12 protein-coding genes are annotated in these 14953 nt (G+C 61.8%); 7 read left to right on the top strand and 5 right to left on the bottom strand.

The window, feature by feature from the left end; genetic code table 11:
* Positions 1-63: 63 nt before the first annotated feature.
* Entirely contained in the window at positions 64-849 is a 786-nt protein-coding gene (locus BT125_RS04060) for a sulfite exporter TauE/SafE family protein (RefSeq protein ID WP_053183477.1), read from the top strand.
* Between the two features lie 270 nt (positions 850-1119).
* Positions 1120-1665 carry a DUF4174 domain-containing protein gene (locus BT125_RS04055; RefSeq protein WP_072405281.1) on the top strand — a complete coding sequence of 182 codons (546 nt, stop codon included), beginning with the start codon at positions 1120-1122 and terminating at the stop codon, positions 1663-1665.
* Positions 1666-1690: 25 nt separating this feature from the next.
* Here BT125_RS04055 and ampC read toward each other — a convergent pair whose 3' ends face one another.
* Positions 1691-2839 (bottom strand): class C beta-lactamase, encoded by a 1149-nt coding sequence (ampC, locus tag BT125_RS04050; protein ID WP_072405280.1) that lies wholly within the window; start codon positions 2837-2839, stop codon positions 1691-1693.
* Positions 2840-3067: 228 nt separating this feature from the next.
* Between ampC and BT125_RS04045 the strand changes: the two genes are divergently transcribed.
* The gene (locus tag BT125_RS04045) at positions 3068-3946 is read left to right on the top strand and encodes a Dyp-type peroxidase (RefSeq protein WP_072405279.1); all 879 of its coding nucleotides are present in this window, start codon (positions 3068-3070) and stop codon (positions 3944-3946) included.
* A gap of 78 nt (positions 3947-4024) precedes the next feature.
* Positions 4025-4771: an SDR family oxidoreductase gene (locus BT125_RS04040; protein WP_072405278.1), complete on the top strand. Its 747-nt coding sequence runs from the start codon at positions 4025-4027 to the stop codon at positions 4769-4771.
* Between the two features lie 113 nt (positions 4772-4884).
* Here BT125_RS04040 and mapR read toward each other — a convergent pair whose 3' ends face one another.
* The 3 genes from mapR to BT125_RS04025 all read right to left on the bottom strand — a co-directional run bounded on the left by mapR (position 4885) and on the right by BT125_RS04025 (position 8395).
* A complete protein-coding gene (gene mapR / locus BT125_RS04035; RefSeq protein ID WP_072405277.1) occupies positions 4885-6294 on the bottom strand; it encodes a GntR family transcriptional regulator MpaR in 1410 nt (469 codons plus the stop codon).
* Between the two features lie 144 nt (positions 6295-6438).
* Positions 6439-7851, bottom strand: coding sequence for a cytochrome c oxidase accessory protein CcoG (ccoG, locus tag BT125_RS04030; RefSeq protein WP_072405276.1), 1413 nt, complete (start codon positions 7849-7851; stop codon positions 6439-6441).
* 307 nt (positions 7852-8158) lie between these two features.
* A complete protein-coding gene (locus BT125_RS04025) occupies positions 8159-8395 on the bottom strand; it encodes a DUF3203 family protein (RefSeq protein WP_060738240.1) in 237 nt (78 codons plus the stop codon).
* A 135-nt stretch (positions 8396-8530) separates the two neighbouring features.
* Between BT125_RS04025 and BT125_RS04020 the strand changes: the two genes are divergently transcribed.
* Entirely contained in the window at positions 8531-9037 is a 507-nt protein-coding gene (locus BT125_RS04020; protein WP_072405275.1) for an MgtC/SapB family protein, read from the top strand.
* Between the two features lie 64 nt (positions 9038-9101).
* Here the strand turns inward: BT125_RS04020 and BT125_RS29410 are convergent, their stop codons facing one another.
* A complete protein-coding gene (locus BT125_RS29410) occupies positions 9102-9266 on the bottom strand; it encodes a hypothetical protein (RefSeq protein ID WP_170866802.1) in 165 nt (54 codons plus the stop codon).
* Between the two features lie 211 nt (positions 9267-9477).
* Here BT125_RS29410 and BT125_RS04015 point away from each other — a divergent pair, with 211 nt between their 5' ends.
* Positions 9478-11475, top strand: coding sequence for an alpha-1,4-glucan--maltose-1-phosphate maltosyltransferase (locus BT125_RS04015; protein ID WP_072405274.1), 1998 nt, complete (start codon positions 9478-9480; stop codon positions 11473-11475).
* 124 nt (positions 11476-11599) lie between these two features.
* On the top strand, positions 11600-14944 hold the full coding sequence (gene treS, locus BT125_RS04010) for a maltose alpha-D-glucosyltransferase (protein ID WP_072405273.1): 3345 nt from the start codon (positions 11600-11602) through the stop codon (positions 14942-14944).
* Positions 14945-14953 lie beyond the last annotated feature (9 nt).

The following is a 14953-nucleotide window of genomic DNA, read 5'->3' as shown; positions in this document are numbered from 1 at the left end:
TTATAAGAAAAATCGCTATGCTCGCGGCCAGATTTTTCATGCGGTCGTGCTGAGACGGGTTTAATGGATTTCGGTAATGTCGGTTTAGTCGTTGCGGGCCTGGTGGTCGGCTTCATCGTTGGAATGACCGGCGTCGGCGGTGGTTCGCTGATGACCCCGATCCTGTTGTGGTTTGGTATCAACCCGGCGACGGCAGTGGGTACGGACCTGCTGTATGCGGCCATTACCAAGTCTGGCGGTGTGTTGGTTCATGCCAAGAACCGCAACATCGACTGGGCCATCACCGGCTGGTTGACGTTGGGCAGCGTGCCGGCGGTCGGCTTGACCTTGTGGTTCCTCAGCAGCCTGCACAGCTCGCCGGACGCCATGAACGCGGTGATCAAGCAAGCCTTAGGCTTCGTGTTGTTCGCCACTGCCCTGGCAATCCTGTTCAAGAAGCGTCTGCTGCAATTCGCCCACGACCGTGCCGGTGGTCACTACAATCCCTCTGGCGCGCGTCTCAATGTGCTGACGGTCATCACCGGTCTCGTGCTGGGGACGATGGTCGCGTTGACGTCCATTGGCGCCGGCGCCCTGGGCACCGTCGCGCTGTTCATTCTCTACCCGTTCCTGGTCACCAAGCGCCTGGTGGGCACCGAGATCGCCCACGCCGTGCCGCTGACCCTGGTCGCTGGCCTGGGCCATGCGAGCATGGGCAACATGGACTGGCACATCCTGGGCTTCCTGCTGATTGGTTCGTTGCCGGGGATCTACCTGGGTAGTCATTTGTCGGGACGTATCTCCGATGAGCTGCTGCGCCCTTGCCTGGCGGTGATGCTGGCGATGATCGGGTTCAAGCTGGCGTTCTAGAACGATCACCCCGGTCAAATGTGGGAGCGAGCTTGCTCGCGATAGCGGCATGACAGTCGACATCGAAGTCGACGGTTCGATCGCTATCGCGGGCAAGCTCGCTCCCACAGTGGTCCCCATCCCAACTCTCGCGCCGCACTCTCCTTACGGTTGCGCAATGATTCCCCTGGCCTAAGCTTCAAGGCAGGCAGGCGCAGTATTGAGCGACTCTCGCGGAACAATCGCCGCCCTGTGCAATCAGTACAGCGTAAATATCAAAAGGAGAGGCGCATGCTCATTCGGTCGTTGACCTTCGCTACCTTGCTGGCCATCGCCGGCCCCCTGTTCGCTGCCGATGGCGACTCACCCCTGGTGGCGGATGCAGGCAGGGCACGCCCCCTGATCGTCATCGCGCCGAGTACGGTCGACCCGGTCTGGGTCAGCCTGAAAAAGGCCTTGGATGAGCCGGCAGGCAAGCAGGGTTTTTCCGAGCGCAACATGGTGCTCTACACCGTGCTCAATACCATTGGGCAGCGCGATGGCAAGGACCTGGACCCGCAAAGCACCATGGCGCTGATCCGCTCCCTCAAGCTGGGCGCCGGGGCCCAGACCAAGATCATCCTGGTGGGCAAGGACGGGGAAAAGAAGCTTGAGCATTCCGGGGCGATCGAATTGAAAGACCTCTTCGACACCGTCGATAAACTTCCCGTCGCGGAAAAAGAAGCGACCCCCCCGGCCCCCCCTCCCGCTCCGGAGCCCGCACCGGCCAAGGATGCGAAAGGCACCAAGCCTGGCAAGGCAACCAAGCCGGCGGTGGTTAAGCCATTGGAGGATTGATTTCCAATAGCGCCGAAAGCCCTTGTTATAGGCCATCCAACGCCATCAGGATCCGGTGTGCCGCCTTCACCCGTTCCTCGATCGGGTAGTTCCTGTTGGCAAGCATGACGATCCCCATGTCCTTCCCGGGCACGAACGCTGCGTACGCGCCGAAACCGTTGGTGGATCCGGTCTTGTTGATCCAGGCGCCGTCCGGCGCCGGATGGGGCGGGTCGAGAGATTCGGCTTTTTGTGGGGCCAGGGCCATCTGCGGTGTGTTGCCAGCGAGCAGGTCGTCCAAGGTGAACGGCGCGGGGTAGAACTCCCATCCGAGCCCCTGATTCATTCCGCCAACCTTATAGAAACCCGTATGCGTCGTGGCGATGGCTTGCTTCAGGTCCGCGTCCAGTTTTTCAGGTCGCAGGTTGGCCTCGACGAAACGAATCAGGTCCGTTGAACTGATCTTGACCCCGTAGGCTTCGGAATCCAATGCGCCGGCGCCGACTCGCACAGGCTTGCCGTCCTTTGCATAGCCTTGGGCGTATCGGCCCATCTGATCCTGCGGCACCCGCACATAGCTGTGCTTGAGGCCCAACCCAGGCATCAGCGTGCGCTCCATCACCTCGTCAAATGGCCGGCCCAGGCTGCGGGCCGCCAGATAGCCGAACAGGCCGATGCTCGGGTTTGAGTAGAGCCGCTGGGTGCCGGCCGGGTAGAGCGGTTTCCAGTTCTTGTAGTAACTGAACATCCGGTCCGGATGATCCGCCTCGTCGGGAAACTGCAATGGCAGGCCGCCGGCAGTGTAGGTGGCAAGGTCGAGCAGGCGGGTGCCCTCCAAGGCGCTGTCGCGCAGCTCCGGCGCAAAGCGACTGGCCGGATCCGCCAGGGACAGTTTGCCCTGGGCCTGGGCATAGGCGCCGAGGGTGGCGGTGAAGGTCTTGCTGACCGAGCCGATTTCGAAAAGGGTCTGGTCGGTGACCGGCTTTTTCGTGTCCTTGGAGACCACGCCGTAGTTGAAATAATGGCGTTGACCGTTGTAGGTGATCGCCACGGCCATGCCGGCGATGTCCTGTTGTTTCATCAAGGGCTGGATGACGGCATTGACCGTGTCTTCAATGCGTTCCTGGGCAAAGCTTACGGACGTCCCGCAGACCAGGACAAAAATCCCCACGATTATCGATCTGGCAATTGGCATGGTGCAGCGTTCTCGTTGGCCTTCCTGGAGGGGGCTCAATCTAGGGCGTTTTTGGCGGCCCGGCAATCCGAGGCTATCGGGCCGGGGGGATGTTTCTGAGTTGTCTGACGGGGCCACGGGAACCTTCCCACAAAACGGTCGGGTTGCCCGACGCCACCGGACCTCAAGCCAAACCACACAAAGCGGCAGACGCCGGGTAAACTCGCGGCTCTTTCTAAAGGAGTTCACATGAGTTACTACCAGCCCGGCATTCTCGCCACCCCTGTTCCGCCTCAGGCCCGTCATTTGTTTTTTGCCCTGGAATCGGTCGAGGCATTGCCGGCTGCGCTAGACAAACTCCTGTTGTTGCTCGATAACCGTGCCGTGATCGGCTTTGGCGAATCGCTGGTCCAGGCGCTGGGCGCCCAGATTGCTGGCCTGCGGGCTTTTCCGGCGCTGGCCGGCGTGGGCGTGGACAACCCCTCGACCCAACACGCCCTGTGGTGCTGGTTGCACGGTGAAGACCGCGGCGAGCTGATGCACCGCAGCCGCGTCATCGAAGCGGCACTGGCCCCGGCGCTGCGCCTGGTGCAGATGAACGAAACTTTCCGCCACATGACCGGCCATGACCTGACCGGCTATGAAGACGGCACCGAAAACCCCCACGACGAAGCGGCCATCGCCGCCGCCCTGGCCCAGGGCGCCGACGGGGTCCGCGGTGGCAGTTTCGCCGCGATCCAGCAGTGGCAGCACGACCTGGACGGTTTCGCGGCGATGCAGCCCCATGAGCGCGACAACATCATGGGCCGGCGCCTGAGCGACAACGAAGAAATCGATGACGCGCCGGAATCGGCCCACGTCAAGCGCACCGCCCAGGAAAGCTTTGCCCCGGAGGCATTCGTGGTCCGTCGGTCCATGCCCTGGATCGAAGGCGACCGTGCAGGGCTGATGTTCCTGGCGTTCGGTTTCTCCCTCGATGCCTTCGAGGCCCAATTGCGGCGCATGAGTGGCCTGGAAGACGGCATCACCGACGGCTTGTACCGCATGAGCCGACCGATCACCGGCGGCTATTACTGGTGCCCGCCGTTGCGGGACGGACGCCTGGATCTGCGCGCCTTGGCCCGGTAGGCGCCGCGGTTTGTGCAAAGCGTGACGTGAACGCTATCCTTGGGCCGGACGTCTATCCGTGGAATGGGAGAAGCAAGCGTGGATAAAGTCATCGTCATCACCGGTGGCGGCCGCGGAATCGGGGCGGCCACGGCGCTGTTGGCTGCCGAGTTGGGCTATCGGATCTGCATCAACTACCAGTCCGACGAAAGCGCCGCGCAAGAGGTGCTCGAACAGGTCCGGGCCAAGGGCGCGCAGGCGATTGCCGTGCGCGCCGATATCAGCATCGAGGACGAAGTGATCGCCCTGTTCAGTCGGGTGGATGCCGAGCTCGGCCGTGTCACCGCCCTGGTGAACAACGCTGGCACGGTCGCCCACAAGTCCCGGCTCGATGAGATGTCCGAATTTCGCATTCTCAAGATTCTGAAGACCAACGTGCTGGGCCCGATGCTCTGCGCCAAGCACGCGGTGCTGCGCATGTCTCCCCGGCATGGCGGGCAGGGCGGCAGCATCGTCAACGTCTCGTCGGTGGCCGCGCGCCTGGGCTCACCCAACGAGTACATCGACTACGCGGCCTCCAAGGGCGCCTTGGACACGTTCACCGTCGGCCTGTCCAAAGAAGTCGCCGGCGAAGGCATCCGCGTCAACGCGGTGCGCCCCGGCTATATCTACACCGACTTTCATGCCCTGAGCGGCGATCCGGATCGGGTCAGCAAGCTGGAATCGGCGATTCCCATGGCCCGGGGCGGGCGGCCGGATGAAGTCGCGGAGGCGATTATCTGGCTGCTGTCGGACAAGGCTTCCTACGCCACCGGGACATTTGTGGACCTGGGGGGTGGGCGCTGACCCCCGGGTTGTCTGGTCTGGCCCCATCGCGAGCAAGCTCGCTCTCACAGGGGACGGTGTTCCAATGTGGGAGCGAGCTTGCTCGCGATGGCGTCCTTACCGACAACCCCCTATCAAAACGATCGAATAATCCGCCCCAACGTCTCCATGGCTTTTTCCGAGGTCTCGGTCCACGGGCTGCCGTAATTCAAGCGGATGCAATTCCTGAAACGCCGGGTCGGTGAGAAGATCGGCCCCGGGGCGATGCTGATGCCTTGGGCCAGGGCCATCTGGAACAGTTTCAGCGAATCCATCTGCGCCGGCAGTTCCAGCCACAGGAAGTAACCGCCCGCTGGCTGGCTGACCCGGGTCTGGGCTGGGAAATAGCGGGCAATGGAGGCGAGCATCGCGCTCTGCTGTTCTTCCAGGGCATAGCGCAGTTTGCGCAGGTGACGGTCGTAGCCGCCGTGCTGCAGGTAGTCGGCGATGGCGGCCTGGGCCGGCATCGAGGCGCACAGCGAGGTCATGAGCTTGAGCCGTTCGATCTTCTGCGCGTAGCGCCCGGCCGCGACCCAGCCGATGCGATAGCCCGGCGCCAGGCTCTTGGCGAATGAACCGCAATGCATCACCAGCCCTTCGGTGTCGAATGCCTTGGCGGGTTTGGGGGCCTGTTGGCCGTAGTAGAGCTCGGCGTAAACGTCGTCTTCGATCAACGGCACTTGGTGGCGGCGCAACAGTTCCACCAAGGCCTTTTTCCTTGCCTCGGGCATGGTCGCGCCCATGGGGTTCTGGAAACTGGTCATGCACCAGCAGGCCTTGATCGGATGGCGTTCGAGGGTCTGTTCCAACACGTCCAGGTCGATGCCGTCGCGTGGGTGGACGGGGATTTCCACGGCCTTGAGCTTGAGCCGTTCCAATACCTGCAGGCTGGCATAGAACGCCGGCGCCTCGATCGCCACCAGGTCGCCGGGTTCGGTCACGGCTTGCAGGCACAGGTTCAAGGCTTCCAGGGCGCCGTTGGTGACCAGCAGTTCCTCCATGGGCAGCATCAATCCGCCGACCATGTAGCGCAACGCGATCTGTCGACGCAATTGTGGATTACCTGGCGACATGTCCGTGACCACTACCCGTGGGTCCATGTCCCGTGTGGCGCTGGACAGCGAGCGAGACAAGCGTTGCAACGGAAACAGCATCGGGCTGGGGAATGCCGAGCCGAACGGTACGGTGGCCGGGTCCTTGATCGAGTCCAGCACCGAAAACACCAGTTCGCTGACGTCCACTTCGGTGGATTCGTGCACCTGGGGGCTGATGGCCGGTTCGGAAAACGGGCTCGGCGCATGGGTGTTGACGAAATAGCCCGAGCGTGGCCGGGCGCGGATCAGGCCGCGGCGCTCCAGCAGATAATAGGCCTGGAACACGGTGGACGGGCTGACGCCGTAGGTCTGGCTGGCATAACGCACCGAGGGTACGCGCTGGCCGGGCCCCAGCATGCCGGAGCGGATCAGTTCAGCGATGTCGTCGGCGAATTTTTCATAGCGTTTCATGGCGGGCCCAGTCTTGGGTGGCATGTGTGGACTTCACTGTGGGGCGAGCTTGCTCCGGGCGGCGTTCCGACGATGACGGAGGCACATGAACCACCGCTATCGCGAGCAAGCTCGCTCCCACAGGGCGCACGGCATCTTAAAGCTTCAACGATTCATCGGCGCGACAAAACGGCTCTTGGCCAGGCTGTAGATGCCGGGTTCATCGCTGTCGGCTACCTTGAAGGTCATTTCCTGGGAGCCGCTGCGAGGCCGCTCGCTGAGCATCGCCACCGACACCGGCACATCGACGATTTCCCCGGGCGCCAGACTCAGTTGCGTCTTGCCTTGCAGGACAAAACCGTCACCGTCCACCAGGGACAGCTGATAGTCCTGGCGTTGCTGGGTCTTGTTGATGATTTTCAGGCTGTAGATGTTTTCGATCTGGCCCGCGCTGTTTTCGCGGAACAGGCCACGGTCCTTGCTGACGTCCAGCGACACCATGGGCCGCTCCACCAGCGCCAGGGCCAGCGCGCCGATCATCACCAGGAGCACGGCGGTATAGCCGATCAGCCGAGGTCTGAGCAGATGAGTCTTGCCCCCCTGCAATTGATGCTCCGAGGTGTATTTGATCAGGCCACGGGCGTAGCCCATCTTGTCCATGATCGAGTCGCAGGCGTCGATGCACGCCGCGCAGCCGATGCATTCCATCTGCAAGCCGTCGCGGATGTCGATGCCGGTGGGACAGACCTGCACGCACATCTGGCAGTCGATGCAGTCCCCCAGGCCAATATTGGCCGGCTTCACCTCGCGCTTGCGCGGGCCGCGGATTTCGCCACGGGCCGTGTCGTAGGAGATGGTCAACGTGTCCTTGTCGAACATCACGCTCTGAAAACGTGCATAGGGGCACATATGCATGCACACCGCTTCCCGCAGCCAGCCGGCGTTGAGGTAGGTGGCGGCGGTAAAGAACAGCACCCAGAACAGGCTCACGCCAGCCATTTGCAACGTCAGCAGCTCTTCGGCCAAGGGGCGGATCGGCGTGAAGTAGCCCACGAACGTCAGGCCGGTGAGCAGGCTGATGGCCAGCCACAAGGTGTGCTTGGCGCTGCGGCGCAACAGTTTGTTCAGGCCCCAGGGGGCCGCTTGCAGCTTGATCCGCTGGTTGCGTTCGCCTTCGGTGATTTTCTCGCACCACATGAACAGCCAGGTCCAGGAGCTCTGTGGGCAGGTGTAGCCGCACCACACACGCCCGGCGAACACGGTGATCGCGAACAGGCCGAAAGCGGCGATGATCAACAGCGCCGACAGCAGGATGAAATCCTGGGGCCAGAAGGTTGCGCCAAAAATGTGGAATTTGCTTTCGGAAAGGTCCCAGAGCACCGCCTGGCGGTTACCCCAGTTCAACCACACCGTGCCAAAGAACAGCAGGAACAGAACCCCCGCACCGCTGATGCGCAAGGTGCGGAACAAACCGGTGAAGCTGCGGGTGTGGATCAGGTTGTCGGTGGTCCTGGCCTTGATCTTCGTTGGCGCAGGTTCGAACGTCTGTATCAACTGGGCGGGGATTCTATCGCTCATGGTCGGTCGCTCATCAGCCTCTATCTGGCCGGCGCACTATGACCATGGAACTGTTTGCATAACAGACTCAGGTGTTTCGATAAAAACCGGATCAGATGCCGCAAAGCCCAAGCCCTGCGACACTTTGATGCATCGGGGGGCGAGCGAACAACACCTTGCCCCCGTTGGGCTCTGTAGGAGCTGGCGAAGCCTGCGATCTTTTTATCTTGATCTTTCGCTTTGGACTCAATGAGGAATGGAAAGATCGCAGCCTCGCTTCGCTCGACAGCTCCTACTCAGTTCGTACAGTCGCAGTTGGTGGGTGGCGTCAGATCGCCGAGCCGCTGTCGCTGGCCTTCAGATGCTTGCGCCCGTCGACTGCGCCGGCCACGGTCAGTGCATCGGCCTCGGCCTCGGTGATATAGAACCGGTCGCCATTGAGCTCCACGACTGACATGGCCTTGTCCGGGTCGGTGATGATGGTCAGCTCGCTGGCGGGGCGCTGTTCGGTGCCGTCGGGGGTTTCGAAATGGCAGGTCTGGTTCTCATCGATACGGACAGTCATGGTGTTCCTCCTTCAGGGGTCATGAACGTTAGGTCGCGCGGCCAAGCCAGGGTTCGTTGTGGCTGATCAGCGGTCGGGTGCACCTCTGGCTTCGCTTGCGGTCCATCGTTTATCCAATGAGAAAGAGGACGGTCCATGGAAGCTTGGTGGCATGAAGTCTGGATAACCCTGCAAGCGGAATTCGCCGACATCACCGATGCCCAGCAGATGACCCGGGTCACGGTGCGGCTGGTCATGGCGGCGCTGCTGGGCGGCATCCTGGGTTTCGAGCGTGAACACAAGGGCAAGGCTGCCGGCGTGCGAACCCACATGCTCGTGGCGCTGGGAGCGGCGTTGTTCGTGTTGGTGCCACAGATGTCCGGGTCCCAGGCCGACGCCATGAGCCGGGTGATACAAGGGGTGGTCGCCGGCATCGGTTTTCTCGGTGCCGGCACGATCCTGAAAAACAGCGACGGCGATGAAAGTCATGTCAAAGGCCTGACCACCGCCGCCGGCCTGTGGATGACCGCGGCGATCGGCGTCGCCGCCGGACTGGGCCGGGAAGCGACTGCGGTACTCAGTACGGTGTTGGCCCTGGCCATCTTCAGTGTGATGCCGGTCATTGTTCGGGCGCTGGAGAAGGGCGACAAGCCATCGGCTTGAATGTAAGGCCTGTGAGGGCGAGCTGGCTCCCACAGGGTCAAGGGATTGGCATCGAGTCGTTAAATCAGACCCGCTCCGGCGGCGCCTCGCTGGGCGGGTCGCCCTTGGGCGGTTGTGGAGCCAACGGCGGGTCTTTCTCTGGAATCGGTTCCGGATCAGGACCGGGCGGGGGCAAGGTCGGGTCGTCGATGTTTGGATCGGGTGTTTCGGCCGGGATGGGAATATTCATCAGGAATGGATCTCCGTAACGCACATGGCTTGAGTCGTGCTTATTGTTGTTGACCACCCTGTGCCGGGTTCGATCCCGATACATCGAGGGCAAATCCCGCTGAACTTTTAGCCGTCGCCCCGGTTCGGAGTTTAAGTGAGTTTTTTTCAGGGACCCGTTGGGCCTTTACCGCCACAAGCGCGTCCATGGGGCGTAAAAGGAGCGATGCTCGATGACTGCTGAACACCCGTCTGACCTGGCCTACAACCCGCATTTGCCGTTGTCTCAAGCCTTGTTGTTACCGCGTATCGCGATTGAAAACACCATGCCGGTGATCGACGGCGGGCAATTTGCCGTCAAGGCCGTGGCCGGGCAGGACGTGACGGTGACCAGTAAAGTGTTCGCCGACGGCCACGACAAGTTGGCGGTGCGCATTCGCTGGCGTTCGCTGCAGGATGAGGTATGGAACAGCGAGGTCATGAGCGACCTGGGCAATAACGGCTGGCGCGGCCAGTTCAACGTGCCGGAGCAAGGTCGCTATGTCTTTTGCATCGAGGCCTGGATCGATCAGTTCGCCAGTTTCCGCTATGAACTGGAGAAGAAGTTCGGTGCCGGGGTGCCGATCAGCCTGGAGTTGCAGGAAGGACGCAACCAAGTGCAAATGGCCGCCGAGCGCAGCACGGGAGAACTGAGCGAGCAACTGGCGGCCTTGCACCACGAGCTTTCCGGCCTGTTGCCGACGGAGCAGGTGGCGCTGTTCCTGGCACCGCGCAGCGCCGACCTGATGTCCCTGGCCGATCATCGACCTTACTTGAGCATCAGCCCCGAATACCCGTTGGATGTGGAGCGCAAGCTGTCCGAGTTTGCCAGTTGGTATGAGCTGTTTCCCCGCTCGATCACCGACGATCCCCAGCGCCATGGCACGTTCAATGATGTGCATTCACGCCTGGCGGTGATCCAGGACATGGGGTTCGACGTGCTGTACTTCCCGCCGATCCACCCCATCGGTCGCAGTTTCCGCAAGGGCCCGAACAATTCCCTCACTGCCGGTCCCGACGACCCGGGCAGCCCCTATGCCATCGGCAGCGAGGAGGGCGGGCACGAGGCCATTCACCCGCAATTGGGCAGCCGCGAGGATTTCCGACGCCTGGTGGAGGCCGCCGCGCAGCACGGCCTGGAGATTGCCCTCGACTTCGCGATCCAGTGTTCCCAGGACCACCCTTGGCTCAAGCAGCACCCGGGCTGGTTCAGCTGGCGGCCGGACGGCACGATCAAATACGCGGAAAACCCGCCGAAGAAATACCAGGACATCGTCAATGTCGATTTCTACGCGGCCGACGCGATTCCCAGCCTGTGGATGGAACTGCGGGACATCGTGGTGGGCTGGGTCAAGGAAGGCGTGAAGATATTCCGCGTCGACAACCCTCACACCAAACCCCTGCCGTTCTGGCAATGGCTGATCGCCGATGTCCGCGCTCAATACCCCGAAGTGATCTTCCTGGCTGAGGCGTTCACCACCCCGGCCATGATGGCGCGACTGGGCAAGGTCGGTTATTCCCAGAGCTACACCTATTTCACCTGGCGCAACACCAAGGCCGAGCTAGCGACCTATTTCAGCGAGCTCAACGAATCGCCTTGGCGTGAATGCTACCGACCGAATTTTTTCGTCAATACGCCCGACATCAACCCGGCCTTTCTCCATGAGTCGGGGCGCCCGGGCTTCTTGATCCGCGCAGCCCTGGCCACCATGGGCTCGGGTCTGTGGGGCATGTATTCGGGCTTCGAACTATGCGAATCGGCCCCGGTACCGGGCAAAGAGGAATACCTCGATTCGGAGAAGTACGAGATCCGTCCTCGCGACTTCACCGCGCCGGGCAACATCATTGCCGAGATCGCCCAGCTCAACCGCATCCGCCGACAGAACCCGGCGCTGCATACCCACTTGGGCCTGAAAATCTACAACGCGTGGAACGACAACATTCTCTATTTCGGCAAGCGCACCGCCGACGGCAGCAATTTCATCCTGGTGGCGGTGAGCCTTGATCCGCACAACCCGCAGGAAGCCAATTTCGAATTGCCGCTGTGGGAAATGGGCCTGCCCGACGACGCCCAGACCCAGGGCGAGGATTTGATGAACGGGCATCGCTGGACCTGGTACGGCAAGTACCAGTTCATGCGCATCGATCCGGCGTACCAGCCGTTCGGTATTTGGCGGATCAGCGTGGCGTAACGCAGTGCAATGTTGAGTGAGGCTGTTGTGGCGAGGGGATTTATCCCTTCGCCACGAAAGATCCCGCATAACAGACCTTTCAAGCCTGTGTCCCGCGGCTTTAATGAATTATCAGGAGTTGCAAATGGCGAAGAAACCCCGGTCTGCCACCTTCATCAAGGATCCGCTCTGGTACAAGGATGCGGTGATTTACCAAGTCCACGTTAAATCCTATTTCGACTCTAATAACGACGGGATCGGTGATTTCCCCGGCCTGATCGAGAAACTCGACTACATTGCCGATCTGGGCGTCAACACCATCTGGCTGCTGCCGTTCTATCCTTCTCCCCGGCGAGACGACGGTTATGACATTGCCGAGTACCGTGGCGTCAGCCCCGACTACGGCACTATGGCCGATGCCCGTCGGTTCATTGCCGAGGCCCACAAGCGCAATCTGCGGGTGATCACCGAGCTGGTCATCAACCACACGTCGGACCAGCACCCCTGGTTCCAGCGCGCGCGCAAGGCCAAGCCGGGTTCGAAGGCGCGTGACTTCTATGTCTGGTCCGATGACGACCACAAGTACGATGGCACGCGGATCATCTTCCTCGACACCGAAAAGTCCAACTGGACCTGGGACCCGGTGGCGGGCCAGTATTTCTGGCACCGTTTCTACTCCCACCAGCCCGACCTCAACTTCGACAACCCGCAGGTCATCAAGGCCGTGTTGTCGGTGATGCGCTACTGGCTGGACATGGGCATCGACGGCCTGCGCCTGGACGCCATCCCGTACCTGATCGAGCGCGACGGCACCAACAACGAGAACCTGCCCGAGACCCATGATGTCCTGAAGCTGATCCGTGCCGAAATCGACGCCAACTATCCTGACCGCATGCTGCTGGCCGAAGCCAATCAGTGGCCGGAAGACACCCAGTTGTACTTCGGTGATGTCGACGCCCAAGGGATGAACGGTGACGAATGCCACATGGCTTTTCACTTCCCGTTGATGCCGCGTATGTACATGGCACTGGCCCAGGAAGATCGTTTCCCCATCACCGACATCCTGCGCCAGACCCCGGAGATCCCCGCCAATTGCCAGTGGGCGATTTTCCTGCGCAACCACGATGAACTGACCCTGGAGATGGTCACCGACAAGGAGCGCGACTACCTGTGGAACTATTACGCAGCCGACCGTCGGGCGCGCATCAACTTAGGCATTCGTCGGCGCCTGGCGCCGCTGGTGGAGCGCGACCGTCGTCGCGTGGAGTTGCTCAACAGCCTGCTGTTGTCGATGCCCGGCACACCGACGCTGTACTACGGTGATGAAATCGGCATGGGCGACAACATCTACCTGGGCGACCGCGATGGCGTGCGTACGCCGATGCAATGGTCCATCGACCGTAACGGCGGCTTCTCCCGCGCCGACCCGGCCAGCCTGGTACTGCCGCCGATCATGGACCCGCAGTATGGCTACCAGTCGGTCAACGTCGAGACCCAGGCCGGCGACCCGCATTCGTTGCTCAACTGGACCCGCCGGATGCTGGCGGTGCGCAAGCAGTCCAAGGCCTTTGGCCGGGGCACGCTGAAAATGCTCTCGCCCAGCAACCGCCGGATCCTGGCCTACACCCGCGAATACACCGGCCCCGACGGCAAGCACGAAATCATCCTGTGCGTGGCCAACGTGTCCCGCAGCGCCCAGGCCGCCGAGCTGGACTTGTCGGTCTACGCCGGCATGGTTCCGGTGGAGATGCTCGGCGGCAACGCTTTCCCACCCATTGGCCAGTTGAACTTCCTGCTGACCCTGGCGCCGTACGGTTTCTATTGGTTCGCCCTGGCGGCGGAAAACCAGATGCCGAGCTGGCATGTGGAGCCGGCCCAGAGCCTGCCGGACTTCACCACCCTGGTGCTGAAAAAACGCCTGGAAGAATTACTCGAAGCGCCGTCGCGCACCACGCTGGAGCAAACCATCCTGCCGAGCTGGTTGCAGAACCGGCGCTGGTTCGCCGGCAAGGACAGTGCGATCGAGAAGGTCGACATTGTCTATGGCGTGCGCTTCGGCGATCCGCAGCAGCCCGTGCTGCTCAGTGAAATCGATGTCACCAGTGGCGGCCAGACCCTGCGTTATCAATTGCCGTTCGGCTTGCTCGCCGAAGACCAGGTCGGGGCGGCGTTGCCGCAGCAACTGGCCTTGTCGCGGGTACGTCGGGTGCGTCAGGTGGGGTTGATCACCGATGCATTCAGCCTGGAAAGCTTCGTGCGCGCCGTGCTGCACAGCATGCAGACCGCCACGGTGCTGCCGTTCGCCGAAGGTGAGTTGCGTTTCGAACCGACCGAAGGCCTGGCTGCGTTGAACCTGGGAGACGAGCCGGAAGTACGCTATCTGTCCGCTGAGCAGTCCAACAGTTCGGTGGTGGTGGGGGGGAGTCTGGTACTCAAGCTGATCCGCAAGGTGGCCTCGGGCGTACACCCGGAACTGGAAATGAGCGCCTACCTGACCGCCGCGGGTTTCAGCAATATTTCACCGTTGCTGGGTTCGGTGGTTCGCCGCGATGCCGAAGGCGAAGATGCCTTGCTGATGATCGCCCAGGGCTACCTGAGCAATCAGGGCGACGCCTGGGAATGGACCCAGAACAACCTCGAACGCGCCTTGCGCGATGAGTTGGCGGACGCCGTCTCCGAGCAGGAGCAGCATTACAACGCCCTGGGTGAATTGAAGGATTTCGCCGGCATGCTCGGCCAGCGCCTGGGGGAAATGCACCAGGTGCTGGCCCAGACCACCGACGATCCGGACTTCGCGCCGCAGGCCACCAACGCCAAGGAAGCCCAGGCCATCGGCAAGGACGTGTCCGGCCAGGTGGAAAACGCCTTGCGTCTGCTCAAGCAGAACCAAGGCCAATTGAACCCTGCGGACCAGGCCATGGTCGCACGCTTGTTGGAGCACAAGAAAACCGTTCTGGCCCATGTCCAGACGTTGGCCGGCAAGGCCGTCGGTGGCTTGCGTATCCGCGTCCATGGCGACCTGCATCTGGGGCAAGTATTGGTGATCAAGGGCGACGCCTACCTGATCGACTTCGAAGGTGAGCCGGCGCGGCCATTGCATGAACGACGGGGCAAGCACAGCCCCTACAAGGACGTCAGCGGCGTGTTGCGTTCCTTCGATTATGCGGCGGCCATGGCGATCCACTTGCATACCGTCGACAGCACGGCCGATGCCGATGCGGCGCGGCAACGGGTTGCCGAGCGTTATTTGAAAGAAGCCCGCCAGGCATTTGTCGAGGCATATCGGCTGGCGGCAGCTAGTCTTGCCCATGAGTGGAAGGATGCTGAAGGCGAAGACGCCGCGCTGGCGTTGTTCGGCCTGGAGAAGGCGGCCTATGAAGTGGCCTATGAAGCCGAGAATCGCCCCGCCTGGCTGCCCGTGCCGTTGCACGGTCTGGTCGGGTTGTTGAGTGGGCTGCAACCCTTTTCCGACTTAGCCGGACCGATTTAGTGGAGAGAA

It is taken from the genome of Pseudomonas sp. NFACC04-2 (assembly GCF_900119265.1).
Lineage (GTDB): Bacteria > Pseudomonadota > Gammaproteobacteria > Pseudomonadales > Pseudomonadaceae > Aquipseudomonas > Aquipseudomonas fluorescens_AA.
Note: the sequence above shows the minus strand (reverse complement) of the source record. Positions and strands in the feature narration are given on the sequence as shown.